We start from the raw sequence: 24840 nt of genomic DNA on the forward strand, positions 1-24840 counted from the left end.
ATGAGCGACATCAACAACCGGGTCAGAAAGCAGATTATGGGATACATCGTGTCCCAAGCTATTGCTGCCGTCTGCGAACTGGGGGTGCCCGACAAGTTGTCGAATGGATCCCGCTCGCTGCCCGATCTGGCAACCAGTGTCGGCGCCGACGCGGATGCGCTCGGTCGATTCATGCGGGTACTCGTAGCAGAAGGACTGTTCATGGAAGAGGTCGAGGAACGATTTGCGTTGACGGAGGCCGGCGAGCTCTTACGGGTCGACACTCCCGGTTCACTGCGTCACCTGGTCGGACTGATGTCGAAGGAGGCCTACACCGTGTGGGGACACTCGCTCCACTCTGTCCGAACCGGGAAAGAGTCGTTCACCGAGGCGTTCGGAAGGCCATACTTCGAGTGGTTGTCCGATAACCCCTCGGCTTCCGATGAATTCGACCGGTGCCAAGCAGGACTGGTCGAGGTGCGCTTGTTGCCGTTGCTCAACCGCGACTGGGCGAAAACAACGACCGTCGTCGACATCGGCGGCGGGGCCGGCACATTGATCGAAACCTTGCTCGGGAGTCACCCCCATCTGCGGGGCACAGTGTTCGATTTGCCGCACGTCGTCGCGGAATCGGCATCGAAGTTCTGCTCGGCCGGCATCGGTGACCGAACGACTGTTGTCGGCGGCAACTTCTTCGAAGAGGTCCCGCAGAATGGTGATGTATATGTGTTGTCCCAGATTCTGCACGACTGGGACGACGAATCCGCCGGCAAGATCCTCGGCAATTGTCGGCGAGCGATCCCCAGAAAGGGCCGCCTGCTGATCGTCGAGCAAGTCTTACCCGAAGTGGCTACAGCCCACCCCATGGCCCTACTGGACCTCCACATGCTGGTTCTGCTGGGTGGTCGGGAACGGACCGCCACCGAATGGCGCCGACTGTTGAGTGGTCATGGTTTCACGCTGGAATCGATCACACCCGGCCCCCGCTCCTCCGTCCTCGAAGCGGTGCCCGCGTGAGATCGATCCACATCATATAAGCGGATAACGACACGCCTCAGCCATGGTGACAAGGGCGCTGGGGTCCGCAACGGGCGGCTTCAGCTGCGTCGCCGTCGGTCATGCGGGCATATATCAGTCCGGGGTTGACCTCGACACAGTCCTGCGGCCCGAGCCCGAGTCGTTCCGCCGTTCCGGGCCGGAAGCCTTCGATCAGCACATCGGCGACCGACGCGAGCGCGAGAACGCGATCCCGACCCTCGTCGGTCTCGAGGTCCGCGCTGACCGAGCGCCGGTTTCGCAGCATGTGATCGGGTTTTCCATTGGTCACATCGAGTCCGCCGTGGGGGCGTTCGACTCGCACGACATCGGCTCCGAGGTCGCCGAGGATCATTGCCGCGTGCGGCCGGGGGCCGATGCCGGCGAGTTCGAGGACCTCGAGACCGTGGAGTGGACCGGGCACGGTGATTGCTACCTTCCATGACGTGGGCGTTCAGCTTGGCGAGCGCCCTGGGGCGTGGCGATCACGCGGTGACTAGCGGACTTCGTTCAATACCGGGGTGGCGGCGAATTCTGCGCGGGCCAGGGAGCGGCGGTGCACCTGGTCGGGGCCGTCGGCTATCTGCAAGAACCGCGCTTGTGCGTACAGCACCGGCAGGATGGTGTCCTGCGACAGTCCGGCGCCGCCGAAGATCTGCATCGCGTCGTCGACGATCCGCTTGACCGTGAGCGGGACCATCACCTTGGCGGCGGGGATGTCGTGGCGGGCCGCCTTGGTGCCCTCGGCGTCCATCCGCCAGGCGGCCCGGAGCACCAGTAACCGGGCGGCGTCGACGTGGATGCGGGCATCGGCGACGGTCGCCTGCACGACGCCCTCGTCGGCGAGGGGCTTGCCGAAAGCCACTCGGGTGCGGGCGCGTTCGGTCATCAACGCGATCGCCCGCTCGGCCATGCCGATCAACCGCATGCAGTGATGGATACGACCCGGACCGAGGCGGGCCTGCGCGACGGCGAAGCCCTTGCCGCGCGGGCCGAGAAGGTTGGCCTTGGGCACGCGGACCTGATCGAAGACGACCTCGCCGTGCCCGCCCTCGTGGCGGTCGGTGAAGCCGAGAACGGTGGTGGACCGGGAGATGGTCACCCCCGGTGTGTCGATCGGCACGAGGACGATGCTGTGCCGCTGTCCGACGGGGGCATCCGGGTCGGTGACGCCCATGACCATCGCGACCCGGCAGTCGTGCCGGAGCGCCGCAGTCGACCACCACTTGCGGCCGGTCAGCACCCAGTGGTCACCGTCCTCGGCGATCTCGAGCCGGACGTTGTTCGCGTCCGAACTCGCGACCTCGGGTTCGGTCATCGAGAAGCACGACCGGATGTCACCGGCCAGAAGCGGTTCGAGCCACTGCCGCTTCTGCTCGTCAGTGCCGTAGAGGTGCAGCAGTTCCATGTTGCCGGTGTCCGGCGGGTTGCAGTTGAACACCTCGGGCGCGATCAGCGGGCTCCACCCGGTGAGCTCGGCCAGTGGTGCGTACTCGAGGTTCGTCAAACCTGCACCCTCTCGCGCGGGCAGGAAGAGGTTCCACAGGCCTTCGCGTTTCGCGGCCGCCTTCAAATCGGCCACAATCGGCGGTGCACCCCAGTGGTCGGGCTTGTCGGCGAGTTGCTGCTCGGCGACTGCCTCGGCCGGCAGTACCCGCTCCTGCATGAACGTGGTCAGCTTCGCCTGCAGGTCTTGCACTTTCGGGCTGTATTCGAAATCCATCTCTCGGTGGTCTCTCTTGTCGATGCGGTCAGCGACGCAGTTCGGTCACTGTCGAGGTCGCGGCCAGGTCGAGGGCACGCTGCAGCAACGGCCCGACCATGTCGGCGATGTGGTCGAAGCCCTCCCCCACGGTGCCGCCCTGCGCGTGCCGGGCGCCGATGCCCTCGAGGATGACGGCGATCTTGAAGTCGGCGAACACCGTGTACCAGTCGACGTCCGGGAGTTCGATCCCCCGCCGGGTGGCGTACCGGTCGAGGAGCTCCGCGCGGGTGGGGAATCCGTCGAGACGAGCCAGACCCTTGGTGATCGGGTTGTCCACCGAGCCGGGCTGGTCCCAGAAGCTGAGCATGATCCCGACGTCCGCGAGACTGTCACCGAGGGTGGCCATCTCCCAATCCAGCACCGCGACAATCCGTCCCGGATCGGCGGGCGCGGCAAGGACGTTGTCGAGTTTGACGTCACCGTGCACGATGCCCGGGAACCGGGTCACGGGGAGCGCGCGGCGCAGCTTGTCCAGCAGCACCGCCACCTCCGGGCGGTCTGCGGTGCGCGAGGCCTCCCACTGACGCGCCCACCGATCGAGTTGACGTTCGAGATAGCCGTCCGGTCGGCCGAACGAGCCGAGTCCGACTGCGTCCGGATCCACCTCGTGCAAGTCCGCGAGGGTGTCGGCCAGCGCGAATCCGAGTCGCCGCCGCTCGGCCGGTGTGAGAGCGGAGGCCTGTTCGACGGTGCCCACCGGTGTGCCGTCGACCAGTTCCATCAGGTAGAACGACGCGCCGAGCACCTCGGTGTCCTCGCACAGCAACACCGCCTGCGGCACCGGCACGCCGGTACCCGACAGGGCCCGGATCACGGTGAACTCGCGCTTCATGTCGTGGGCACTGGGCAACACGTGCCCGTAGGGCGGACGCCGCAACACCCATGTTCGACTCCCGTCGGTCACCCGATACGTCGGATTGGACCGACCACCGCTGATCAACGACGCCGTCAGCTGCCCACCCAGTCCTTCGTCGAGCGCGTCGGCGAGATAGGTCCTCAGCGCCGCCACATCGAGACCCGCGGCCATCTCCCGATCGTCACGTGCGGTCGCGTCGGCGGAGGACGTCGTCATTCGCGTGGGCCCCTTCGTTGTTCCTTCATCGCCGAACGATCGATCGGCTTCCTTCCCCAGTGTTGCCTTAACGATCGCTAAATGTCAACGCCGAAGGAGCCGGCTCAAAGGCCCGCCGCCTGGGTGCACGACCTCCCGCTACACCTGGTGAATAGTCCGTTACGCCTGGTCTGCGTGCCGAATCCCAACATCCGCCTGAAAGGGTGTTGACGACAGTGCGCCGTGTCACATAGGTTCTCCGGCAGCAACCGAACGATCGCTAGGCGACATCTCGGATCTACCGTGAAAGAGGCATTCATGGCCACCTCCCCGACCTCCCCGGCGCAACACGTCGCAACGGGCGCGTCCTCGACAGAGACCACGCCGTCCCAACAGAAGGCCGCCCGTAAGGCGGCGCTCGCCGCCGCCGTGTCGACCTCTCTCGAGTGGTACGACTTCTTCATCTATGCCACCGCCGCGGCGTTGGTGTTCAACAAGACGTTCTTCGCTACCGACAGTGAAGTCGTCGCCGCCCTCAATTCGTTCGCGACCGTCGCCGTCGGCTTCATCGCCCGTCCCATCGGCGGGATCGTCTCGGGTCACTTCGGTGACAAAGTCGGCCGCAAGCCCGTTCTGGTTACCGCAATTTTGCTGATGGGAATTGCGACCACCCTGATCGGCTTCGTCCCCAGCACGTCGATCGCCTGGCTCGCCCCCGCGATGCTCGTCCTGCTGCGCATCTGCCAGGGGTTGGCCGTCGGTGCGCAGTGGGGCGGTGCGGTGCTGCTCGCCACCGAATACGCCCCGGCGAACAGGCGCGGTTTCTATGGAAGCTTTGCCCAACTCGGCATTCCGATCGGCGTGGTGGCGGGCAATGCGATCTTCTTGATCGTGGCCTGGGCAGTCTCTCCGGACGCGTTCACGTCGTGGGGCTGGCGAGTGCCGTTCTGGATCAGCCTGTTCATGTTGTTCGTTGCCTTCACGATTCACCGCTACCTCGAAGAAACGCCTGAATTCCAGCGGGTCGAGGCCAAGCTCGCGACCGCGCCCACGCAACGGCGCTCACCGATCCTGGAAGTTCTCCGGCACAACTCGGGCACGGTGCTGTTGGCGGGCGGCACCTACCTGGTCGGCATTGTGATGTTCTACATCACCATTACGGGTTCTGTGCAGGTCGCGACCACCACCCTCGGCATCGCCCGCTCCGACGTACTGGCGATCATCCTTGTTGCCGCCGGTGTGCTCGTGCCCATGGTGCCGTTCACCGCATACCTGTCGGACCGTTACGGCCGCAAGCTGATCTACGGAATCGGGATCGTCGGCATGGGCCTGTGGGCCGTCCCGATGTGGCAGCTCGTCGGAGCGTCGAGCGCTCAGAACATCTGGCCGCTGGCCGTGGCGCTGATCGTCTCCTGCCTGGTCATGTCGTTCCAGACCGGACCCCAAGCGGCCCTGTTCGCCGAGCTCTTCCCGCCGGAGATCCGCTACTCGGGTGCCTCGCTCGGATACCAGGCTGCGGCGATCTTCGGCGGCATGGCGCCCATGGCTATGGTTGCTCTCATCAACGGCGAGGTGGCTAATCTCTGGCGGGTGGGCCTGCTGATCACCGCACTGTCGGCTCTCGCGCTCGGGTGCCTCGTCGTTCTCGCCACCCGGCGACGTTGACCTATACAGCACACGATCGTTTGGAGACCTGATGTATCCCGGTGCGTACGTCGACACCACACCCACCAAGCCGGCCCTCATCATGGCTGGGTCCGGTCAGACCGTCACCTTCGCCGAGCTCGAAACCAACTCGATTCGGATCGCGCGACATCTGCGCGCGCTGGGGCTGCGGCGGGGGGACCATCTCGCCGTACTTGCTCGCAACACGCCGCAAGTATTCGACATCTATTGGGCGGCAATGCGCTCCGGTCTCTACATCACGATGGTCAACTGGCATCTCACGGCCGCAGAGGCCGCCTATATCGTCACCGACTGCGGCGCGAAGGCTGTGCTCGTCGATGCGACACTCACGGAGATCGCCGGTGAACTCCGGGATTTGGCGCTCGGCACCGAGCACCGGCTGGCATTCGGTGGTCCCCTCGAAGGCTATGCCGACCTGGACCGGGCGGCCGCCGCAGAGTCGGACGTACCGCTCGAGGATCAACCTCGTGGAGCCGACATGCTCTACTCGTCCGGCACCACCGGCCGTCCCAAGGGCATCAAACCAGCCCTGCCGGATCGTCAGCTCGACGAGTCCGGCGACACCATGACCTCCATGAACGCCACGGTGTGGGGCGTCACCGCCGAGACGGTCTACCTCTCGCCGGCGCCGCTCTATCACGCGGCGCCGCTGCGCACGTGCGCCGCCGTGCAAGCCCTCGGCGGGACCGTCGTCGTGATGGACCGCTTCGATGCCGAGAAGGCGCTCGAGTACATCCAGCGCTACCGAGTCACCTACAGCCAGTGGGTACCGACGATGTTCGTGCGCATGCTCAAACTCCCCGAGAACGTGCGCGCCCGCTACGACGTCTCCAGCCTCCAGGTTGCCGTGCACGCCGCCGCGCCCTGCCCGGTCGAGATCAAACGGCAGATGATCGAGTGGTGGGGGCCGATCCTGTCGGAGTACTACTCCTCCACCGAGCTCAACGGCATGACCCTCGTCGACACCGAACAATGGCTGTCCAAGCCCGGCACCGTGGGACGCGCCGCGCTCGGCATCGTGCACATCTGTGGAGATCGGGGCGAGGAATTGCCGGCAGGGCAGACCGGGACGATCTACTTCGAACGCGACACCCTGCCGTTCGAGTACCACAACGCACCGGAGAAGACCCGCGGCGCACAACATCCGGTCCACCCCACCTGGACCACCACCGGTGACGTCGGCTACCTCGACGAGGACGGCTACCTCTTCCTCACCGACCGTGACTCGTTCATGATCATCTCCGGCGGCGTCAACATCTACCCCCAGGAGATCGAGAACGCACTCGTCGAGCACCCCAAAGTTCTCGACGCCTGCGTAATAGGCCTGCCCGACAACGAGATGGGAGAAATCGTCACCGCAGTCATCGACCCGGGAACCGAGGTCGACGGCGACGACGCCCTCGCCACCGAGTTACTCGACTACCTCCGCGAACGCATCGCCAAGTACAAGCTGCCCCGCCGGATCGAATTCGCCCACGACCTCCCCCGGACACCGACCGGAAAGCTCGTCAAACGCACGCTGAAGGAACGCTTCGCCAACACATCGGTGCGCTGACAAAACCGGCTTACTGCTCAACCCCGCGGCGGGACGACCGGTCTCACCATCGCAAGGGCCAAGTCGGCGTAGCGATCGGCGAGTTCGTCGGGCTTCATAGGGCCGTCAGGGCGCCACCACGCACACACCGACTGGCCCATGTTGATGATTCCTCGGACGGCGTCCCGCGGGTACTTCGTCGCGAAATCACCCTCCTCCACACCACGCTCGATGACGTCGCGGAACAGGTGCTCCTGTTCGTCCCGAAGGGCGACCACGAGTCGCCGGCCGACGTCGTCGAGGCTGCGTAACTCGGTGGCGCCGACCATCGCATCCAACTGACGAGTGGTGTGGAACAAGATCCATGCCCGAATCAACGCTTGCAGCTGATCGGCTGGGGAACCCCCCGAGCGCAACAATGCGCCCCGAGTCATCGCGAGGGCGTCGTGTAAGGCCCGCACCATGATTTCCTGCAGAATCTCCTGCTTCGACGCGAAGTGATGGTAGATCGACGCAACAGTGATATCGGCGCCGCGGGCAATGTCACGCATCGAGGTGCCGTGATATCCGCGTTCATTCATATTCGCCACCGCAGAGTCGAGGATCACCTGCCGCCCGGTGCGCGCACTGGAATCAGTCACCTTCGCAGCACACATGGTTCTCCATCCCCGCTCCACCCATCACACGACCACCCCAGAATAGTGCCTCGGCCGAGAACGCCGCCCTAGCAGTCGTTCGGCTCACGCGAAGGTCGCCGCAACGGTACACAGTCGGATCACCGTCGCAACCGGCATTGCGACCACTTCATCGCTGGGCTGACCAGGGCAAAGCACTCACCATCGTCCTGGCTGAGACCTACACACCAGCGACGACCTAGTCGGGCGTTCCATCCTCGCCTCACCGGACGATCGTTCTGTGCCGAAGCGCAGGGACCGTTCGGCGATCTCGCGAGAACTGACCGGTCACCGTGCTACGTGGTGGTGACGTCGGGTGGGTCGGGGAGATCGACATCGAGAACGAAGTCGAGCCAAATGATCGCGTCGGCCAGAGTGTCCGCCCGCAGGGTGGGGTCGAATTGTTCAGCGATGGCGAGTAATCGTTCCCCCGCCGCGACTTCTTCGGCCAGGAAGCCCGCTACCGTCTGCAGCACCCAACGCTCCGAGGCCGACAAGTCGTCGACGTCGACATGTGTCCCGTCCGTGAAGTGGAGATCGAGGACGAACCTCTCCCCTGGCCCCGCGGCGCCCAATCGGGCGGTGATCACGCCGACGATGGCATCGACGACCCAGGCCAGCACATCGCCGTAGTGCGGCTGACCGTCGGTCGCCTGCGGTTCGGCGCACACTCGGGAGATTTCCCGCGAGAACAAGGCGGCGTCACGGTCACCGACCAGTTTCATCAGTCGACCACCCAAAGCTGCAGCCGACGGGCTGTGGGGACGACCTGCCTTCGATCCCATACCCAAGAGTGCCCGATCCCGGGCATCAACACCCAGTCGAGTCAAGGTGCGCGCCGAGCCGGCTCACCGATTCAGACAGCAAGTCGGGTCAGCCGCCAGCCACGGCGTGCGGCGATGAAACCCGACACCGCACCGATGAGTGCACTGAGAATCAGGCCGGCCGCGAGAAATGGCAGGGGGTCCACTGAGTCCATGTGCGCGGTGCTTCCCGCGGCGCCGACGGGTTCGTAGCTGCCCACGTAGAAGTGCACCGGGTACGACAGCCACCAGGAGAACAGGCCGATACACACCAGGCCCGCACCGAGACCGAGGGCCGTTCCGATCAATGTCAGTGTCCGCACACGTTCAACGTCGCAAACGCCGGCTGTGCTGTTACTGCGGCCACCCTCAGGGGATGATCTTCCGGGCCCGGAGGTCGCGGAAGATGTCGAGGAACATCTGCTCGGTCTCGACGTGACGGTGGAACCCCAGCCTGCGCGCCTTGGACTCGTCGGCGATGACGTCATAGTCCCAGCCGAAGACGAAGTCGCCGAACGCCCACGATGAGACTTCCGCGTACGGCGTGGGTTTCAGTCCGTGCTTCGCGACGAGGTCGTTCCACACCGGCTCCTTGTCCGCCATGACGACGTCCATCGACATCGGCAGCGGCGGCGCGACGTCCAGTTCGAAGAAATCCGCGATCTTCGGCAGCATCTCGTCCCAGCGGAACAGATCGCCGTTGTTGATGTTGAACGCCTGATTGGCGCACTCGGGCGTGGTCGCGACCCAGACGGTGGCCTCCGCCAGCAGCCCGGCGTCGGTCATCTCGATCAGACTCGTGTACGCGCCGGGTTTACCCGGAAACCGCAGCGGCACTCCGAGTTCCTTCGACATCGTGGCGTAAACCGCCATCACCAGCGCGAGGTTCATCGGGTTCCCGAGCGCGAACCCACACACGACCGACGGGCGAATCGCGGACCACGTCCAGCCCTTGCCACGCTGACGGTCCTCGAGGAACTGCTGCTGATCCACATTGAACTCGGGCGGCATGTGCGGCGGGTCGCTCTCGCGCGCCGGCGTCTTGAACGGCCCGAGGTGGGCGCCGTAAACCTTGTACCCCTGCATCAAGCTGATGTGCTCGAGTCCCGCAGCCACCGGTTCGAGCGCGTTCACCGTGTTGACCAGCATCGCGACGTTGGGCGCGACGAGCTCCGCCCACGACGGGCGGTCCTGGTAGGCGGCATAGAAGATGTGGGTCACGTCGCGCAGTTCGCCCAGCTTGTCGGCGGCGTCGCGCTCGTCGAGCAGATCGACCGCAATGTGCCGCACTCGGTCGGTGTCGAGTCCGCCCCGGCGCGACAGTCCGACGACGTCCCACTCCCCGGTCGCCTCGAGGTGGTCGATCAGATTGCCGCCGATCACCCCGCGCGCACCGACAACCACTGCCACTCTGCGCTTCGTCATCATTCTCCCCTATCGGTATATCGCGAAGTTGCGATATACCGAGTCAAGCACACATATCGGTAAATCGCGATATAGCGGTACTATGGACCACGTGAGTGAACTTCCGGACCCGACCGACCTGGCCTTGGTCTTCAAAGCGCTGTCGAACCCGACCCGCGTGCGCATCCTGCAGTGGCTGAAGGAACCGGACACCTTTCCCCCGCAGCTCGAACCAGCCGAAGAGGTCGGCGTGTGCCTGAAACACATCCAGGCGCGGGCCGAGGTCTCTCAGTCGACGGCCTCGCAGTACATGGCCGCCCTGCAGAGCGCCGGACTGGTCACGAGCCATCGGATCGGCCAGTGGACCCACTACCGCCGCGACGAAGAGACAATCGCCCGGCTGGCCGACCACATCCGCACCGCACTCTGAGCGCGGCCTTCACGTCGATTTCGACACTAGAAAGGGAATGAGGTCGACTTCGGTCCTGGTTCGCCGAGACGGAGTCGGGCGCGAGGGTCGCCGCAGGTGCTGGGTAGTGTCCGGAGAATGCCCCGATACACGACGACCCTGCATAACCGCGCGGATCCCGACGCGCCGGCGTCCATCAGCCGGCACGTGCCGTTTCACGTCGCGCACGAAGCGGCCGCCGAAGCATGGGTGCGAGCGCTCGGTGAGGCGTGCGGCGACCTCCTCGACCCGGCCACGCAGATGGCCGCCGTCAACGTCGTCAGCAACTTCCGCCGCGAACTGTTCACGGAGGAGGCGTACGTCGACCTCACCGTGACCCGGATCGGCACCACGTCGCTCACCCTGCAGATCGGCATCGAGCAGGACGGCACACAGGCCGCCGAGGTGACCGCCACTCTCGTTCAACTCGATTCGAGCCGTCGTGGTTCGGCGCCCTGGTCACCGGCTCAGGTTGCAGCTCTGGAGACGCTGAGCACCGCATCAGTCACACCGTCGCGATGACGTCGGTTTCACGACCGCCGCGTTTCGAGAGCGCCTGAACTGGGCATTTCTGCACCATGAGTATCGAAGACGGCCCCGGCGAGACGCTGAGTCCCAGCGAAAGCCTCGACTCCGACGATGTGCGCAACAACGACGGAGACGATGTGGTCGATCCTCCCGACGGCTGGAGTGAGGCCGACAAATTCGGTACCACGGCGCGGGAGGAGCGCGAGGGCGAGTCGCTGGACGAGAAGCTGGCCGAGGAGGAGCCCGACATCGCGTTCGAGGAGCAACTCGACATCCCGATCGCCGAGCTGCCCGACGATCAGCTGTCGGAGGACGTCGACCGCATCATCGACGGCGAGGACGACATCGTGATCCCGGTGCTGGGCACCAAGCATGCCGATGTGGTGGAGGGTGTCATCGTCGAGGATTCGCGCACAGACAGGGGACAGATCGACGGCGCCGCCGAGGACGGCGACTCGTTCTTCACCGTCGTCGACTAATTTAGCGAACCCGGCCGTATCGGAGGTACAGGAAGTCGTCGTGGGTCAGAACGTGCTGGAGTGACAGCGTCCGCGGCGCTTTCAGGGTGGGGCCGGCGGTCGCCTGCTGGGGTTGCGGTCCGGCCAGTCTCGGCGCAACGGTGAGGCACATTTCGTCGACGAGGTCGTGCGTGACGAGGTCGTCCAGCAGCGTGGGACCTCCCTCGCACAGGATCCGGCGGAGCCCGCGGTCCCGGAGTGCGGCGATCAGGGTGGGCATCTCGACGGTGCCTTCGCCCGCGACCACGATGTCCGCGGCCTCTTCGAGTGCTGAGCCGCGCTCGTTCGCAGTTCTCTGCGAGGTGATGACGAGCGGCCGCACGTCCCCGGTGAACAGCGGCGTGTCGAGCGGAATGTTCCCGGAGCGGGTCACGACGGCAATCGGCGGTGGTGCGCCCTGGCCCCACCGTTCGAGGCGATAGCGCGACTGCTCCTCGGTGAGCACCGCCGGCCCGTACCGCTCCGCCCGGATGGTGCCGGCTCCGACGAGAACCACGTCGGCGTAGGTGCGCAGGGCTCGCAGAAGTTGGTGATCCACCGCGTCCGACAGCGGCCGGACCCGGCCGCCGAAGGCAGCGGCACCGTCCAAGCTGGCCACCATGTTCACCCGGACTCCGTCGGGCGGGTCGCGGTAGAACTCCTCGGCCGACACCTCGTCCGTGCCCATGTTCAGTGTGCGCATGGTCGGCATCATGCCTCATGTCCGGGTTCGAGGTCCCGCACGTCCGAGAAGGTGATCAGTTCGCCCAGATCATCCGGCGCCGAACCACTTTCGGGTGCGAGGAGGAACGCGACATGATCGCCGAGTTCGAGGCGTTCGAGGATTCTGCCGCTGAACCAGGCCGCGGAGTCGTCGAGGATCGGCAGCCCGTGCGGACCGGGGCGCCACTCGCACTGCGCGAACTTGTCGATCTCGTCACCGGTCTGTTCACCGAAGAGAGTCGCCAGCGCGAGGTGCTCCCGGGTCAGCAGATGGACGGCGAGGTGTTCGGCGTTCACCGCGACCCCATAGGTGTGGTTCTTGTTCGACAAGCCCACCAGAAATCGCGGTGGGTTGATGCTGACCTGCGACGCAAACCCGACCAGACACCCCGACCGCTGCTCTTCCCAGCGGGTGGTGACCACGAACATCGGATAGTTCAGCAACGCGACGACGTCCTCGAACGCCTGTCCGTCGTCGTGCTGCGTCGTATCGGAATTCCCGTTATGCGGCATTTACCCTGTCTAACAGATTAGGGCGGAGGTTTCGCAGGGCGCCGTCCTTCGGAACGCCGGTTCAGGGCATAGAATGGGCCTCGCCGCACTCGCAGCCGTCACCGGAAAGGCCCCCAAGATTACTCATTCTTCTGCTCCGCACGATGTTTACCTGGTTCCACCCGAGCAGGAGAGCGGCGACGCCGTCGCTCACGCTTCCGCCGCGGCACAGTCCAGGTTGGAACACCGACCCGATGTGGTGCGGGTCAAGGGTCGCTTCGCGCTGACCATCACCACCACGACGCCGCACGAGGCGATGGTGGAGGATCTGCTGTTCATCCGCGATGTACTGGACGGCGCGGGCATCGATTATCTCCTGGTGCGGGGCAACGACGAACGTCCGGTGATCGCGATCGACTGGGCTCTGCGCAAGCAGTTGCGCACCGCCCTCGTGGCCGCGTGCCGAAACCGCCCGTTCTACTCGAAACCCGTCGACGCCAAGCGCGATTCGGCCGTTCTCGTCGCCGACGGCGCCCTGTCCGCGAACTCGAAGGCGCGGATCTTCCGGCTGTTCCGGCCGCGGGTGCACGTTGCGAGCGGCCTGAGCTACGGGGCATCGACGGGTGTGCAGATCGAATTGTGGAAGTTCGACGATGACGAGATCGTGCTGCCGATGGAGAATTCGCTGACCCGCCACATCGTGCGGCCGGAAGAAGCCGTCCGCGGCACCGTCGAGCGGTTCGGCCGGGTGTGGCCGACGATCGAGAACATGTTCGCCGACCACGCCTCCGACATCAACTTCGACATCGATCTGGTGTTCTCGTGGGTGGACGGATCGTCCAAAGAGTTTCAGGCGCAACGTGCCAAGCGGATGCAGAACTATGTGGTGGGCGAGGGCGACGACTCCGCGGCCCGGTTCCGGCAGATCAACGAACTGAAGTATGCGCTGCGTTCGGTCCACATGTACGCGCCGTGGATTCGCCGCATCTTCGTCGCCACCGACTCCGATCGTCCGGCGTGGCTGGCCGACGATCCCCGGGTCACGTTCGTGCCCAGCGAGGAATTCTTCGTCGACCCGTCGGTGCTGCCTACGCACAACTCGCAGGCGGTGGAGAGCCAGCTGCACCACATCCCGGACCTGTCGGAGCACTTCCTGTACTCCAACGATGACATGTTCTTCGGCCGCCCGGTGGGACCGGAGATGTTCTTCTCCCCCGGCGGCATCAGCATGTTCATCGAGGCAACCACCCGAATCGGGCTGGGCCACAACGATGAACAGCGCAGCGGTTTCGAGAACGCGGCACGCGTCAACCGCCGGTTGCTGCAGAACCGTTTCGGTGTGACCACTACCCGGCACCTCGAACATGCCGCCACACCGCTCCGCCGGAGCGTGCTCGAGGAGATGGAGAAGGAGTTCCCCGACGAGTTCGCTGCCACCGCCGCGAGCACCTTCCGCGCCAGCTCCAACATCTCGGTGACGAACTCGCTGTATCACTACTACGCGTTGATGAGCGGGCGGGCGGTGGTGCAGACGTCGGCGCGGGTGAAGTACGTCGATACCACTGTGAAGGCGGGACTGCGCGACATGGATTCGCTGCTCGCCAAGCGGTCCATGGACTTCTTCTGCCTCAACGACGGCAGCGCACCGGAGATCGACCTGGAATTGCGCACCAAGAGGGTCACCGATTTCCTGGAAAGCTACTTCCCCATCCCGGCGCCGTGGGAGACCGGGGCCTGAGCGACCGCCCTCCGGGGAGGCTCCGTCAGACCGCGGGGATCGAGTCGCCGGGCCGCTCGCCCTCGTCGTAGACGGTGGCGGGCGGGCCGATGATCTGCGGGTCGGGTGTGCCCACGGCCTTCTCGTCTTTACCGGTGTAGTCGAACTTGTGGAGCACCCACCGGATCGCCTCGATGCGGGCCCGCTTCTTGTCGTTCGACTTCACGACGGTCCACGGCGCGTGCGGGGTGTCGGTGTAGAAGAGCATCGCCTCTTTGGCCTCGGTGTAGGCGTCCCACTTGTCGAGGCTCGCGAGGTCGGTGGGTGAGAGCTTCCACTGCTTGACGGGGTCGGTGCTGCGGGCCACGAACCGGGCGTGCTGTTCTTCCCTGCCCACCGAGAACCAGAATTTCACGACGCGGATGCCCGACTGCACCAGCATCCGCTCGAACTCGGGGGCCGACCGGGTGAACTCCAGATACTCGTTGGGCGTGCAGTACCCCATGACGCGTTCGACGCCGGCGCGGTTGTACCAGGACCGGTCCATCAGGACGATCTCCCCGCCCGCCGGGAGGTGCTGGACGTACCGCTGGAAGTACCACTGGGTGCGCTCGCGTTCGGTGGGCTTTTCGAGCGCCACCACCCGCGCACCACGGGGGTTGAGGTGTTCGGTGAACCGTTTGATCGCGCCGCCCTTGCCCGCCGCGTCCCGGCCCTCGAAGATGATGACCACCTTCTCGCCGTTCTCCTTCACCCAGGCCTGCAGCTTGAGCAGTTCGATTTGCAGCTTGCGTTTGCGGGCCTCGTACTGGCGGCGGGTCATCTTCTCGTCGTACGGGTATCCGTGCTTCCACGGCTCGTCTACCTCGGCGATGCCCCGTTTGCGGCCGGACCTGCGCAGCAACTCACCGATCTCGTCGATCTCCGGCGTCACATCGATGTCGTTGTCGCCGGCAACTTCGAATCGGTCGGAAGCGTGCAGCTCGTCCACAATGAAAGGCTACCGCCGTGACGGTCCGTCTGCGGGTGTCGTGAGATCGTGAAACGTCCGTCCCCCGGCAGGAAGCGTCCAGCATGAGCATCGACCACATCGTTCCCGCGCTCGACGCCGAGACCGTCACGGAACTCCGGGCGGTCCTCGCCGCGCTGTCCGACGGCGCCCCTCCCACGGTGAGCGTCGACCGCGTCGAACTACCCGCCCCCGTCCGCGACGCCGTCGTCCAACTGCTCGCGCTGCTCGGTGAGGGTCAGAGCCTGGCACTCGGGACGGTGGCGGATCTGCTCACCACCTCACAGGCGGCGGAGGTTCTCGGTGTCTCGGACACATATGTGCGCCGGCTCGCCGATTCGGGGGCGCTGCCCATCGAGATGCGCGGCACCCACCGCCGGTTCCGGCTCTCTGATGTGCTGGCGCATCGGGAGCAGTTTCCGCGTCGAAGCTGACTACACCCGGACGGTCGGGCGCGAAACGAAATCTTCCCCGGCGTCCGGGATGCGCACACCCTTGTCGGCGAGCCGGCGCGCGGTCTCGTCGGCGGTGACGTATTCGCCGACAGTCTCGTAGGAGCCCAGCGGGACCACGGAGTGGACGATCGTTTCGGGGTAGACGTGCACCAGGTTGAAGCCCTGCGCGCCGTCCTGCCCGCGCAGCGCTCCCGCAGGGACGTTGAGGTCCTGGGTGTAGCAGGTGGCGGAGGCGACGGAGACGGGGATGCCCGCGAAGGTGGCCGTCGTCGAGTAGTGCAGGTGCCCGGCGAGGATGGCCCGGACGTCGCTGTCGCGGAGCACGTCGGCGAGTCGCGGCTGGTCACGCAGCTCCACCAGGACCGACAGGTCGAGGACGCACGGAACCGGCGGGTGATGCAGCGCCATGATGGTGCCGTGCGGCGCGGGGACCGCCAGCTCCGCCGCCAGCCAGTCCAGCTGGTCCTGCTCGATCTCGCCGTGGTGGTGTCCGAGGACTGTGGTGTCGAGGGTAATGATGCGCAGCCCGTCGACGTCGTAGGAGTGGTCGATCGGCGCGTACGACGGCTCCTCCCGGAGCAGTGCGGTCCGGAAATGGCCGCGGTCGTCGTGGTTGCCCATCGCCCAGATCACCTGCGCACCGAGTGACTCCGCGACGGGTTCGACGATGTCGCGCAGCTTCTCGTAGGCGCCCGGCTCCCCCTTGTCGGTGAGGTCGCCGGTGAACACCAGAGCGTCGGGCGCGGCGTGGGACGCCTCCACCTCGGCGAAGATCTGGCGCAGTTTGGCTTCGCTGTCGACGGCCCCGTAGAGCAGGGTTTCGTCGACCAGATGCGTGTCGCTGAGATGGAGCACGAAGTGCGACGGCCGTGGATACTCGGCCGTACGTAGGTCGGCTGCCTCGGTACCGTTGATCGGTCTCTCGCTTCCGCTCGCCCGGAGGGACAGGAGCCAGGCGGACTCCCGCTGGGTATCCACACTAGACAAGTGCGTGCAGGCAACGTCCAGGGGCACGCCGGACGGATACCGAATGAACGTGGCACGACGATCCCGCTTACCGATTGGCGCAGACGGAATCCGGCTGATCGACCGCCCGCCCACCGATGCTGAGCGGGCGTTCTCTAACGTGATCGACGTCATATCATTTACATCGATTTCGAGGAGACCAGATGCCGATCACCGCAACACTGGAACTGAAGTTCAAGCCCGAGTCCGTGGACGCTGCCCGTGACATCTTCACCCGCGAGCTGAAGGCCACCCGCGCGTTCGACGGCTGCCTGGGCGTCGAGGTGCTCGTCGACGCCGCCGATCCCGCCCGTTGGCTGCTGATCGAGAAGTGGGAGTCGGAGGAGCACGACGCCGCCTACCGCACCTTCCGCGCGGGACCGGGCGCCATCACCGACCTCGGACCTCTGCTGGCCGGCGCCCCGACCCTCGCGAAGTACACGGTCGACGACAGCGTCTAGATCCCGATCCCGCGGGTCGTCGAACTGGAGTGCCGATCAGGCAGCGTTCTCCAGGTCGACGATCAGTGTGGGGCCCGTCGCGGCCTGCACGTCGTCGACGCTCACCCCGGGCGCGAGTTCACGCAGGGCCAGCGTGCCGTCGCCGAGTACGTCGATCACCGCCAGGTTGGTGATGATCCGGTTCACGACGCCCTGACCGGTGAGCGGCAGGGTGCACGCGTCGACGATCTTGGGGTTGCCGTCGCGGTCGGTGTGTTCCATCACGACGATGACCCGTTCGGCGCCGTGCACCAGGTCCATCGCCCCGCCCATTCCCTTGACCATCTTGCCGGGGACCATCCAGTTGGCGAGGTCGCCGGTGCGGGACACCTGCATGCCGCCCAGTACGGCCGTGTCGATGTGGCCGCCGCGGATCATGCCGAACGACAACGCCGAATCGAAGAAGGCTGCACCGGAATTGACGGTCACGGTCTCCTTGCCGGCGTTGATCAGGTTGGCGTCGACGGCCTCCTCGGTGGGGTACGGGCCGGTGCCGAGGATCCCGTTCTCCGAGTGCAGGATCACCCGCACGTCGTCGTTGAGGTAGCCGGGAATGAGGGTCGGCAGCCCGATACCGAGGTTGACGTATTCGCCGTCGATCATGTCGGCGGCGGCGCGCTGCGCCATCTGATCGCGGGTCCAGCCGGTGGCAGCAAGTGTGGTCACGAGGGGCGTCCTTCCGCGCGCACGGTGCGCTTTTCGATTCGCTTGTTCTGGGGTCCGGTGTGCACGATCCGCTGGACGAACACTCCCGGCAGGTGGACGTGGGCAGGGTCGATCTCGCCGGGCTCGACGAGGGTCTCCACCTGGGCGATGGTCACCTTGCCCGCCATCGCGGCGAGGGGGTTGAAGTTCATGGCCGTCTTGTCGAAGACGAGGTTGCCGTCGGTGTCGCCGATCGCGGCGTGGACCAGCGCGTAATCGGCGTTGATCGCCTCTTCCAGCACGTACCGCTTGGTCCCGAAGACGCGGGTCTCCTTGGGCGGTGACGCGATGGCGACGGAACCGTCGTGGCCGTACCGCCAGGGCATGCCGCCGTCCGAGATGGGGGTGCCGACACCGGCCGGGGTGAAGAAGGCGGGGACGCCTGCGCCGCCGGCCCGCAGCCGCTCGGCAAGCGTGCCCTGCGGGGTCAACTCCACTTCGAGTTCCCCGGCCAGGTACTGACGGGCGAACTCCTTGTTCTCCCCCACGTACGACGCGGTGACGCGGCGAATCCGTCCCGCCGACAGGAGGATTCCAAGCCCGTGGTCGTCCACTCCGCAGTTGTTGGAGAACACCTCGAGCTCGTCGACGCCCGCTTCTTCGAGGGCGGCGATGAGTGCATCGGGGATGCCGCAGAGCCCGAACCCTCCTACCGCCAGTGACGAGCCGCTGGTGATGCCCGCGACCGCCGCTGCCGCGGACTCGGAAACCTTCCCTGTCATCGTGTCTCCCTTCGCTACCGCTCGACCTCCGAGCCGGTGTTCACTTCCATGCGTTCATCCAGCAGACGCTGGTTTCACGCCTGGCGGGCTTCACTGACCGCCGTGGTGAACGCGTAAGCCCTAGTAGAACGTGCTCTTCCTCACGTTTCAAGGAGTTCGGCAAGGTTGTTCACAGCCTGGACACCGACGCGCTGAGCGTTCACTGAGTGAACGCTACGATGGTGTCATGACGGAGGAGACACGCGGACCGCACGTAGTCGGACGGGTGGGTGCGCTGTTGCGGGCGGTCGGAGCACACGAACCCGCCGGCGCGTCCACCACGGTGCTCGGGCGCACCGCCGGACTGGCCCGTCCCACCGCGCACCGCTTGCTGTCTTCGCTGGCCGACGAGGGCCTCCTCGACCGCGACGCAAAGACGGGCCGGTGGACCCTCGGCCCGGAGCTGTATCTGCTGGGCGCGGCGGCCGCGACCCGCTACGACATCACCCGGCACGCCCGCGGCGTCCTCGACCGACTGGCCCGCGACACCGGGGAGAGCGCCTTCCTCTCGGCCCGGCGCGGCGACGAGACGGTGTGCATCGCCGCCGAGGACGGCAGCTTCCCCCTCCGCTCCCACGTCCTGCACGAGGGCATCCGCTTTCCGCTCGGCGTCGCCTCCGCGGGACTGGTGATTCTGGCGCATCTCCCCGACCGCGACATCGACGAGTACCTGGCGCGCACCGACCTCTCCGAACGCTGGGGCGAGAACCACAGCACGGACGCACTCCGCGAACGCATCGCCCTCACCCGCCACACCGGGTACGCGGTCAACCCAGGTCTGATCGTCGAGGGAAGCTGGGGCATGGGGGCGGCGGTGTTCGACCGGGACGGCCGGCCGGCGTGGGCACTGAGTCTCACCGGCGTCGAGACGCGCTTCCGCCCCGAACGTCATCCCGAACTCGGCACCCTGCTGCTCGAGCAGGCGCACGTCCTCTCACAGCTGCTGCAGTCGCGGGGGTGAATCCAGTTGCCGAGATCAGTTTCCCAGCGGGGCAGGTTCCGTGGGCCCAGCCGGTTTGCCCGCGTGTCGTCGCAGCGTCAGGTGATGGTGTAGCCGAGCTGATAGGCCGCGTTGTCGATCGGTCCAGACAACCCGGGATGCGACAACGGCAGCGACAACGCCGGCAGCGCAGGGAACGCGTCGGTGGCCCGTTCGGTGACCGCGATGCAGACACTGCCGGCGAACCGGCCGCGGTAGACAATCCCATCGAGATCGTTATGGGCGCGGTGAATGGTGCGGGCCCAGTGTTGGCTTCGGCCGTGCGCGGCGGAGTCGAGGGCATGGTTGCCGCCGACCCGGGTCGCCCACGCCCCCTCGCCGATGCCGGATACATCGAGCAGTCTGAGCGACCGGGTGAATCGCAGCCCGGTCAGATACGGGTCACCGCGGTGGCGGTCGATCACGCGGGCGCTTTGAAACGCCTCGGCCAACCCACCGCGGGGACTGGAGGCGCCGTACCAGATGCCGTAGCCGGGATGCTCGGCCCGCGGGGGCGGGTGGTGGTCGAACCGCAGGATCGGCCCGAACGAGCGCAGTGCCTTCCACGGCAGCACATGGGTTCCGGTGGTGCGATGCACTCGCCACACCACCTGTGCCGGTTGCCAGTCGAACACTTCCTCGGGGCGCACGCCCGCGTCATGAAGGTCGGCAATGGTCGGTGGTGCTGGCAGCATCGACCCCATCTATGCCGATTCCCATTCGGCGGCGGTGATCACATCAATGACCTGTTCGATGTCGGCGGCGGTTCCGGCGCTGCCAGTCAGCCACGCCACGATAGACACCGGCCGGCCCTCCACGGTCAGGGACGGTTGTGGGAGGGTCAGCAACGCCTGCACGGTCAGCGGGTGCAGGTCCTTCGCCAACAACGGCATCACCTGGTCGAGGTGCGGCACCGCACCGGTGTCGGTGAACTGGGCGGGCAGCAACAATCGGTTCCGGCCCGACTGGAACGCCCACAGGGTGCCCTCGCCGAGGCGTTGCCGGATCCGGGCCGCGGTCACCCCGAGACGGTCCGCGGCCTCCGCGATCGACAGGGATCTGCGGACCAGTTCCTGCATGCGAATGTCGCGGTTCACCCGTGCGGCCGTCGCCGCGGCGGGGTCGTCGACGAACGCAGCCTGATCGAGCAGGGCTGTGTCGTGGTCGGACAGCGGCGGTGCCGCCGGGTTCCGGTCGGCCAGGCTGTGCAGGATCTGGGCGAAGAACTGGCGGCCGACGTCGGTGCCGGTCACCTCCCGCAGGGCATCCTCGAAACCGAGATCACCGCGCAGGTAGCGGTCTTCGGTGCTGGTATCGGTGGCCTCGTTCATCACACCCAACCCCCTCACTTTCACGGATTATCAGGCACAAATTCATGATAGCGAGAACTGCGAGGGGTCGCTACCGCGCCCCAGCGGCTGGGTGCGGTATCACCCGAGTGTGGCCAGGCCTCGGACGAGCTCCGAGGGCGCGATCCGATCGACAAGGCTGGGAGGGAGGGCAAGCCTCCGGGCGGGATCGACCACATGGCCGTCGTGACGCACCGGCCGAAGCCCGAAGGCTGGGACCCCGAGGCGCCGTTTCACTTCGTCGACGGCGTCGAGGCAGCCGTGGCCAAGGCGCAGGAGCTTGCGGGTGACCGCATCGTCGAGGTCGCCCCTGGCGACGTCGGTGGCCAGGTGCTTGCCGCAGGTTTGCTCGACGAGGTGCGCATGGACGTCGTACCCGTCGTGTTCGGGTCCGGCAAGCGCTACTTCGGGTCGGTCCACGCACAGCACCTCGTGGAAGATCCTGACGTGGTGATTCAGGGCAATCGGGTACTTCACCTGCGCTATCGGGTGCGCCGTTGACCGTGCCCAAGCTCAATTGCGCAGCGGGTGCGCTACGGGTTCCGGTCGCGTCATGGCCCGCATCGGGTCGACGTCGGGTCTGGCCTCGAGTTGTGACGGTTCGTCGGACCGATCCTTGTCCTGCCCGTTGGCAGTCGGGGGCGTGAGGAACGGGCGGACCAGGTCGAGTGGCAATGGAAAGACGATGGTCGAGTTGTTGTCGCCGCCCATCTCCCCCAGCGTCTGCAGGTAGCGCAGTTGCAGGGTGGTCGGGTTGCGGCTGATGACGTCGGCGGCCTCGGCGAGTTTGGCAGACGCCTGGAATTCGGCCTCGGCGTTGATCACCTTGGCGCGGCGTTCGCGTTCGGCCTCGGCTTGCCGGGCGATGGCCCGTTGCATGTTGGTGGGGATCTCGACGTCCTTGATCTCGACGGTGGTGACCTTCACGCCCCACGGTTCGGTCTGCTGGTCGATCACCTGCTGCAGGTCTTCGTTGAGGCGTTCGCGCTCGGACAGCAGGGCGTCGAGGTCGGCCTTACCCAGGATCGAGCGGAGGGTGGTCTGCGCGATTTGCGATGTGGCGGCGAGGAAGTCCTCGACTTCGACGATGGCCCGGTCGGCGTCGATCACCCGGAAGTAGGTGACGGCGGTGACCTTGGCCGGCACGTTGTCGCGGGTGATCACTTCCTGGACCGGAATCCTCAGCGTCACGGTCCGCAGGCTGACGCGTTCCATGCGGTCGATGGCCGGGATCAGCAGCACCAGGCCCGGGCCTTTCAGGTCGATCAGCCGGCCCAGCCGGAACACGACGCCGCGTTCGTACTCGCGGAGCACGCGGATGGAGCTGCTCGCCAGCATGGCGAGAAGGATGATGACGACGCACACGATGACGATGAGTTCGGTCATAACAGCTCCCACGGTTCGCGGCGGCGCACGGTGAGGGTGAGGCCGCGGATCTGTTCGACAATGACGGCGTCACCGGCGGTCGGTTCCTCGTCGTCGCCGAACTGGGTCTGCGCTTTCCACAGTCCCCCGGCCGTTTCCACCTGTCCTTGCCGCCCGGCCCAGCTGCGGACCGTGGCGTCGGTGCCGATCAGCGATTGCGGGCCGGAGCGGATGGGAATACGCCGCGCCGACAATGCCTTCCGGCCGATCACGGCCGCGCTACCGAGTCCGACCACCGCGACACCCGCAGCCGCTGGGACGGCGATCATCTGCGCGGTGTCGCTGGAGGTGAACAGCAGCCACACCCCCGCTGCGGAGGCCAGGGCACCGAGCCCGCCGAGCACACCCGCGGTCGGTGCGTGTGCCTCGATCACGATCAGCAGCACACCGAGTATCAGTGCCAGCACACCCAACGCGGCCATTTCGCATCACCCACGATCACGCTTCGCGAGGGCCCGGCCGCATCGCATAGCCACCTGGCGATCGGGCCCTCGGTATCCACGGTATGCGAGCGCGCGGGGTCACGCCACCAGCAATTTCCCGCTTGGGTGGCACACTTCTTCTCATGCATACGAGCCCTGTTGTCGTCACCGTCGCCGGCCACGGTGAGGCCACGTTTGCGCCCGAGCGGTGCACGGTGACGGTCGTCGTCCGCATCGAGACGGGCGACGTGGAACGGTCGGTGAAGGCGGCCTCGGCCACCGTCAGCCGGCTCACCGAGCTGATCAACGCGCAGTTCGACAGCCATCACGGTCCGATCAACTGGTGGTCGCTCGATCAGGTCCGTCATTCGCGGCACCGCCCGTACAACAAGGACGGTCTCCAGTTGCCGTATGTGTACCGGGCGGAAGCCGGGTTGGAGGTGAAGTTCAGCCAGCTGGGCGCCGTCGGCGGCTTCGTCGATTCGGTGTCGACGCTCGAAGGGGTGAACGTCGGCAACTTCGACTGGGCGCTCACCAGCAAGAGTCGGGCGGCCCGCATCGTGCAGGTGCGGGAACTCGCCATCCGCGACGCGCAGTCGAAGGCCGAAACCTACGCCCGCAGTCTGGGCCGCAACACCGTTCACCCCGTCGCGATCGCCGACCCTGGCATGCTCGGAGTCGACGCCGGGTCGTCCTATGGCGCTGTCGGGGCCCGCGCCTTCGCCGCCGGCGGGTCGAACGAGGCCATCGCGCTCAAGCCGGAGAACATCACCCTCAGCGCCGACGTCCACGCGCGGTTCGAGGCATGGTGAGCGGAAATTCGACGCGGGCGTACCGTTCGGGAATGACCAACTTAGATCACGGAGATCCGGGCGACGCCCCCACTGTGCCGCCGCCGCTGGCGGAGGTCGTGAATCCGGCCCGCCCCTCCGCGGCCGAGGAAGCCCGGACGGTGGCGGCCTCGACCAACATCGGCACCCTTGCGAGCCTCACCGCCGACGGCGACCCGTGGGCGTCGTTCGTGACCTACGGTCTGCTGGGCGGCTCCCCCGTGCTGTGCGTGTCGCACATGGCCGAGCACGGCCGCAACCTCGCGCACAACCCCCGGGCGAGTATCGCGATCGTCGCGCCCAACCCACCTGCCGATCCACTGGCCAGCACCCGCATCACCCTCGCCGGGTACGTCTATCGCCCCGAGGGCGACGAGCTCGCCGCCGCACGCGAGGCGCACCTGGCAGCCATCCCGGCCGCGCACGTCTACATCGACTTCAGCGACTTCGCCCTCTGGGTGCTGCGCGTCCAGCGCGTGCGGTGGGTCGGCGGGTACGGGCGGATGGACTCGGCCACCGCCGAGTCGTATGCGGCGGCATCCCCGGACCCGGTCACCCCGCACGCCGGCCGCGCGGTCGAGCACCTCAACGCCGACCACGCCGACGCTCTGCTGTCGATGGCCCAGGCGCTTGGTGGATTCCCGGACGCCACCACCGCCACCTGTGAGGGTGCCGATCGGTATGGGTTGGACCTGCGCGTCGTCACCCCGCGCGGAGCCGCAATGACGCGAGTCGGGTACGCGGAGCCACTCCAATCGGCCGACCAGCTGCGAGCGGCGACGGTTGCTCTGACGCGTCAAGCTGCGGGCGTCGATGCGTCTGGCCGCTGACAACTGTCCCAATATAGGGGCTGGACCGTTAGAGACGCCTTTGGTCGTCACTGGAAGCGACCGGAGCCAGTCCCCCGACGGCCAGCGGAACGCGCGACATATACGGGTCGACAACCGGGTGCTCGCCACAATGTACGTCCATGTCTTGGTCGCGACGACTCCGGAGGATCCCGATCTCCGCACAACCTTCGACGACGCCCCAGTCGACCGGTACCGGTCCGAGGAGAACTGGAT

At 66.3% G+C, this 24840-nt stretch carries 28 protein-coding genes and 2 pseudogenes; 13 read left to right on the forward strand and 17 right to left on the reverse strand.

Going from position 1 to position 24840, the window contains the following annotated elements; translation table 11 throughout:
• Positions 1-996, forward strand: coding sequence for a methyltransferase (locus HYG77_RS06015; RefSeq protein WP_208962122.1), 996 nt, complete (start codon positions 1-3; stop codon positions 994-996).
• Between the two features lie 97 nt (positions 997-1093).
• Here the strand turns inward: HYG77_RS06015 and HYG77_RS06020 are convergent.
• From HYG77_RS06020 to HYG77_RS06030, 3 genes and pseudogenes are all read right to left on the reverse strand, one after another.
• A pseudogene (locus HYG77_RS06020) lies at positions 1094-1438 on the reverse strand (CoA transferase); the annotation flags it as partial.
• Between the two features lie 72 nt (positions 1439-1510).
• Positions 1511-2737: an acyl-CoA dehydrogenase family protein gene (locus HYG77_RS06025; protein WP_208962123.1), complete on the reverse strand. Its 1227-nt coding sequence runs from the start codon at positions 2735-2737 to the stop codon at positions 1511-1513.
• Positions 2738-2765: 28 nt separating this feature from the next.
• A complete protein-coding gene (locus tag HYG77_RS06030) occupies positions 2766-3851 on the reverse strand; it encodes a phosphotransferase family protein (protein ID WP_208962124.1) in 1086 nt (361 codons plus the stop codon).
• Positions 3852-4148: 297 nt separating this feature from the next.
• Here HYG77_RS06030 and HYG77_RS06035 point away from each other — a divergent pair, with 297 nt between their 5' ends.
• Positions 4149-5495, forward strand: a complete 1347-nt coding sequence (locus tag HYG77_RS06035) for an MFS transporter (RefSeq protein ID WP_244373490.1) — start codon at positions 4149-4151, stop codon at positions 5493-5495.
• 31 nt (positions 5496-5526) lie between these two features.
• Positions 5527-7071, forward strand: coding sequence for an acyl-CoA synthetase (locus HYG77_RS06040; RefSeq protein WP_208962125.1), 1545 nt, complete (start codon positions 5527-5529; stop codon positions 7069-7071).
• Positions 7072-7088: 17 nt separating this feature from the next.
• Here HYG77_RS06040 and HYG77_RS06045 read toward each other — a convergent pair whose 3' ends face one another.
• From HYG77_RS06045 to HYG77_RS06060, 4 genes are all read right to left on the reverse strand, one after another.
• Positions 7089-7706, reverse strand: coding sequence for a TetR/AcrR family transcriptional regulator (locus HYG77_RS06045; protein ID WP_208962126.1), 618 nt, complete (start codon positions 7704-7706; stop codon positions 7089-7091).
• Positions 7707-8020: 314 nt separating this feature from the next.
• Entirely contained in the window at positions 8021-8449 is a 429-nt protein-coding gene (locus tag HYG77_RS06050; RefSeq protein WP_230990138.1) for a hypothetical protein, read from the reverse strand.
• A gap of 131 nt (positions 8450-8580) precedes the next feature.
• On the reverse strand, positions 8581-8850 hold the full coding sequence (locus tag HYG77_RS06055; protein ID WP_109328487.1) for a hypothetical protein: 270 nt from the start codon (positions 8848-8850) through the stop codon (positions 8581-8583).
• A gap of 46 nt (positions 8851-8896) precedes the next feature.
• Positions 8897-9955, reverse strand: coding sequence for an SDR family oxidoreductase (locus tag HYG77_RS06060; RefSeq protein WP_208962127.1), 1059 nt, complete (start codon positions 9953-9955; stop codon positions 8897-8899).
• An 88-nt stretch (positions 9956-10043) separates the two neighbouring features.
• Here HYG77_RS06060 and HYG77_RS06065 point away from each other — a divergent pair, with 88 nt between their 5' ends.
• From HYG77_RS06065 to HYG77_RS06075, 3 genes are all read left to right on the forward strand, one after another.
• Entirely contained in the window at positions 10044-10361 is a 318-nt protein-coding gene (locus HYG77_RS06065; protein WP_208962128.1) for a metalloregulator ArsR/SmtB family transcription factor, read from the forward strand.
• A 117-nt stretch (positions 10362-10478) separates the two neighbouring features.
• Positions 10479-10901 carry a hotdog domain-containing protein gene (locus tag HYG77_RS06070; protein WP_208962129.1) on the forward strand — a complete coding sequence of 141 codons (423 nt, stop codon included), beginning with the start codon at positions 10479-10481 and terminating at the stop codon, positions 10899-10901.
• 56 nt (positions 10902-10957) lie between these two features.
• Positions 10958-11386 carry a hypothetical protein gene (locus HYG77_RS06075; protein WP_109328481.1) on the forward strand — a complete coding sequence of 143 codons (429 nt, stop codon included), beginning with the start codon at positions 10958-10960 and terminating at the stop codon, positions 11384-11386.
• Position 11387: 1 nt separating this feature from the next.
• Here the strand turns inward: HYG77_RS06075 and HYG77_RS06080 are convergent, their stop codons facing one another.
• Complete coding sequence (locus tag HYG77_RS06080) at positions 11388-12116, reverse strand: pyrimidine reductase family protein (RefSeq protein WP_208963294.1); 729 nt, start codon at positions 12114-12116, stop codon at positions 11388-11390.
• Positions 12116-12640, reverse strand: a complete 525-nt coding sequence (locus tag HYG77_RS06085) for a flavin reductase family protein (RefSeq protein ID WP_208962130.1) — start codon at positions 12638-12640, stop codon at positions 12116-12118. The genes HYG77_RS06080 and HYG77_RS06085 overlap by 1 nt, the downstream gene beginning before the upstream one ends.
• 238 nt (positions 12641-12878) lie before the next feature.
• Between HYG77_RS06085 and HYG77_RS06090 the strand changes: the two genes are divergently transcribed.
• Entirely contained in the window at positions 12879-14357 is a 1479-nt protein-coding gene (locus tag HYG77_RS06090; protein ID WP_230990216.1) for a stealth family protein, read from the forward strand.
• A gap of 25 nt (positions 14358-14382) precedes the next feature.
• Here HYG77_RS06090 and ppk2 read toward each other — a convergent pair whose 3' ends face one another.
• Complete coding sequence (gene ppk2, locus HYG77_RS06095) at positions 14383-15327, reverse strand: polyphosphate kinase 2 (protein ID WP_109328475.1); 945 nt, start codon at positions 15325-15327, stop codon at positions 14383-14385.
• A gap of 83 nt (positions 15328-15410) precedes the next feature.
• Here ppk2 and HYG77_RS06100 point away from each other — a divergent pair, with 83 nt between their 5' ends.
• Entirely contained in the window at positions 15411-15779 is a 369-nt protein-coding gene (locus HYG77_RS06100) for a helix-turn-helix domain-containing protein (protein ID WP_208962131.1), read from the forward strand.
• Here HYG77_RS06100 and HYG77_RS06105 read toward each other — a convergent pair whose 3' ends face one another.
• On the reverse strand, positions 15780-16715 hold the full coding sequence (locus tag HYG77_RS06105) for a phosphodiesterase (protein WP_208963295.1): 936 nt from the start codon (positions 16713-16715) through the stop codon (positions 15780-15782).
• Between the two features lie 254 nt (positions 16716-16969).
• Here HYG77_RS06105 and HYG77_RS06110 point away from each other — a divergent pair, with 254 nt between their 5' ends.
• A complete protein-coding gene (locus HYG77_RS06110; RefSeq protein WP_208962132.1) occupies positions 16970-17266 on the forward strand; it encodes a putative quinol monooxygenase in 297 nt (98 codons plus the stop codon).
• A gap of 36 nt (positions 17267-17302) precedes the next feature.
• On the opposite strand, the gene HYG77_RS06115 is transcribed toward HYG77_RS06110, so the two are convergent.
• Positions 17303-17971: a 3-oxoacid CoA-transferase subunit B gene (locus HYG77_RS06115; RefSeq protein ID WP_280123295.1), complete on the reverse strand. Its 669-nt coding sequence runs from the start codon at positions 17969-17971 to the stop codon at positions 17303-17305.
• Complete coding sequence (locus tag HYG77_RS06120; RefSeq protein ID WP_109328468.1) at positions 17968-18732, reverse strand: CoA transferase subunit A; 765 nt, start codon at positions 18730-18732, stop codon at positions 17968-17970. Before HYG77_RS06120 ends, HYG77_RS06115 begins: the two co-directional genes overlap by 4 nt.
• 226 nt (positions 18733-18958) lie before the next feature.
• Here HYG77_RS06120 and HYG77_RS06125 point away from each other — a divergent pair, with 226 nt between their 5' ends.
• The gene (locus HYG77_RS06125; protein ID WP_208962133.1) at positions 18959-19732 is read left to right on the forward strand and encodes an IclR family transcriptional regulator; all 774 of its coding nucleotides are present in this window, start codon (positions 18959-18961) and stop codon (positions 19730-19732) included.
• Between the two features lie 77 nt (positions 19733-19809).
• Here HYG77_RS06125 and HYG77_RS06130 read toward each other — a convergent pair whose 3' ends face one another.
• Together HYG77_RS06130 and HYG77_RS06135 are read right to left on the reverse strand one after the other, a co-directional pair.
• Entirely contained in the window at positions 19810-20454 is a 645-nt protein-coding gene (locus HYG77_RS06130) for an RES family NAD+ phosphorylase (protein WP_208962134.1), read from the reverse strand.
• Positions 20455-21081 carry a hypothetical protein gene (locus HYG77_RS06135; protein WP_244373492.1) on the reverse strand — a complete coding sequence of 209 codons (627 nt, stop codon included), beginning with the start codon at positions 21079-21081 and terminating at the stop codon, positions 20455-20457.
• A gap of 165 nt (positions 21082-21246) precedes the next feature.
• Here HYG77_RS06135 and HYG77_RS06140 point away from each other — a divergent pair.
• Positions 21247-21600, forward strand: a pseudogene (locus tag HYG77_RS06140) (dihydrofolate reductase family protein); the annotation flags it as partial.
• Positions 21601-21612: 12 nt separating this feature from the next.
• On the opposite strand, the gene HYG77_RS06145 reads toward HYG77_RS06140, so the two are convergent.
• Together HYG77_RS06145 and HYG77_RS06150 are read right to left on the reverse strand one after the other, a co-directional pair.
• A complete protein-coding gene (locus tag HYG77_RS06145; protein WP_208962135.1) occupies positions 21613-22485 on the reverse strand; it encodes a slipin family protein in 873 nt (290 codons plus the stop codon).
• Complete coding sequence (locus tag HYG77_RS06150) at positions 22482-22946, reverse strand: NfeD family protein (protein ID WP_109328458.1); 465 nt, start codon at positions 22944-22946, stop codon at positions 22482-22484. The genes HYG77_RS06145 and HYG77_RS06150 overlap by 4 nt, the downstream gene beginning before the upstream one ends.
• Positions 22947-23089: 143 nt before the next feature.
• On the opposite strand from HYG77_RS06150, the gene HYG77_RS06155 reads away from it, so the two are divergent.
• Together HYG77_RS06155 and HYG77_RS06160 are read left to right on the forward strand one after the other, a co-directional pair.
• Positions 23090-23758 carry an SIMPL domain-containing protein gene (locus HYG77_RS06155; protein ID WP_208962136.1) on the forward strand — a complete coding sequence of 223 codons (669 nt, stop codon included), beginning with the start codon at positions 23090-23092 and terminating at the stop codon, positions 23756-23758.
• A gap of 32 nt (positions 23759-23790) precedes the next feature.
• On the forward strand, positions 23791-24606 hold the full coding sequence (locus tag HYG77_RS06160) for a DUF2470 domain-containing protein (RefSeq protein WP_208962137.1): 816 nt from the start codon (positions 23791-23793) through the stop codon (positions 24604-24606).
• Positions 24607-24840 lie beyond the last annotated feature (234 nt).

The sequence above is a fragment of the Rhodococcus sp. ZPP genome (assembly GCF_017656075.1).
In the GTDB taxonomy this organism is placed as follows: Bacteria; Actinomycetota; Actinomycetes; order Mycobacteriales; family Mycobacteriaceae; genus Rhodococcus_F; species Rhodococcus_F oxybenzonivorans.

Excerpts from the sequence above, each read along its gene's own strand:
- HYG77_RS06040 (WP_208962125.1), top strand. The coding sequence starts at position 5,527 with ATGTATCCCGGTGCGTACGTCGACACCACACCCACCAAGCCGGCCCTC.
- HYG77_RS06080 (WP_208963294.1), bottom strand. The coding sequence starts at position 12,116 with ATGCCGACCATGCGCACACTGAACATGGGCACGGACGAGGTGTCGGCC.
- HYG77_RS06100 (WP_208962131.1), top strand. The coding sequence starts at position 15,411 with ATGAGCATCGACCACATCGTTCCCGCGCTCGACGCCGAGACCGTCACG.
- HYG77_RS06130 (WP_208962134.1), bottom strand. The coding sequence starts at position 20,454 with ATGGGGTCGATGCTGCCAGCACCACCGACCATTGCCGACCTTCATGAC.
- HYG77_RS06050 (WP_230990138.1), bottom strand. The coding sequence starts at position 8,449 with ATGAAACTGGTCGGTGACCGTGACGCCGCCTTGTTCTCGCGGGAAATC.
- HYG77_RS06025 (WP_208962123.1), bottom strand. The coding sequence starts at position 2,737 with ATGGATTTCGAATACAGCCCGAAAGTGCAAGACCTGCAGGCGAAGCTG.
- HYG77_RS06145 (WP_208962135.1), bottom strand. The coding sequence starts at position 22,485 with ATGACCGAACTCATCGTCATCGTGTGCGTCGTCATCATCCTTCTCGCC.
- HYG77_RS06120 (WP_109328468.1), bottom strand. The coding sequence starts at position 18,732 with ATGACAGGGAAGGTTTCCGAGTCCGCGGCAGCGGCGGTCGCGGGCATC.
- HYG77_RS06160 (WP_208962137.1), top strand. The coding sequence starts at position 23,791 with ATGACCAACTTAGATCACGGAGATCCGGGCGACGCCCCCACTGTGCCG.
- HYG77_RS06015 (WP_208962122.1), top strand. The coding sequence starts at position 1 with ATGAGCGACATCAACAACCGGGTCAGAAAGCAGATTATGGGATACATC.
- HYG77_RS06125 (WP_208962133.1), top strand. The coding sequence starts at position 18,959 with ATGACGGAGGAGACACGCGGACCGCACGTAGTCGGACGGGTGGGTGCG.
- HYG77_RS06150 (WP_109328458.1), bottom strand. The coding sequence starts at position 22,946 with ATGGCCGCGTTGGGTGTGCTGGCACTGATACTCGGTGTGCTGCTGATC.
- HYG77_RS06110 (WP_208962132.1), top strand. The coding sequence starts at position 16,970 with ATGCCGATCACCGCAACACTGGAACTGAAGTTCAAGCCCGAGTCCGTG.
- HYG77_RS06085 (WP_208962130.1), bottom strand. The coding sequence starts at position 12,640 with ATGCCGCATAACGGGAATTCCGATACGACGCAGCACGACGACGGACAG.
- HYG77_RS06155 (WP_208962136.1), top strand. The coding sequence starts at position 23,090 with ATGCATACGAGCCCTGTTGTCGTCACCGTCGCCGGCCACGGTGAGGCC.
- HYG77_RS06030 (WP_208962124.1), bottom strand. The coding sequence starts at position 3,851 with ATGACGACGTCCTCCGCCGACGCGACCGCACGTGACGATCGGGAGATG.
- HYG77_RS06045 (WP_208962126.1), bottom strand. The coding sequence starts at position 7,706 with ATGTGTGCTGCGAAGGTGACTGATTCCAGTGCGCGCACCGGGCGGCAG.
- HYG77_RS06070 (WP_208962129.1), top strand. The coding sequence starts at position 10,479 with ATGCCCCGATACACGACGACCCTGCATAACCGCGCGGATCCCGACGCG.
- HYG77_RS06135 (WP_244373492.1), bottom strand. The coding sequence starts at position 21,081 with ATGAACGAGGCCACCGATACCAGCACCGAAGACCGCTACCTGCGCGGT.
- HYG77_RS06035 (WP_244373490.1), top strand. The coding sequence starts at position 4,149 with ATGGCCACCTCCCCGACCTCCCCGGCGCAACACGTCGCAACGGGCGCG.
- HYG77_RS06060 (WP_208962127.1), bottom strand. The coding sequence starts at position 9,955 with ATGATGACGAAGCGCAGAGTGGCAGTGGTTGTCGGTGCGCGCGGGGTG.
- HYG77_RS06075 (WP_109328481.1), top strand. The coding sequence starts at position 10,958 with ATGAGTATCGAAGACGGCCCCGGCGAGACGCTGAGTCCCAGCGAAAGC.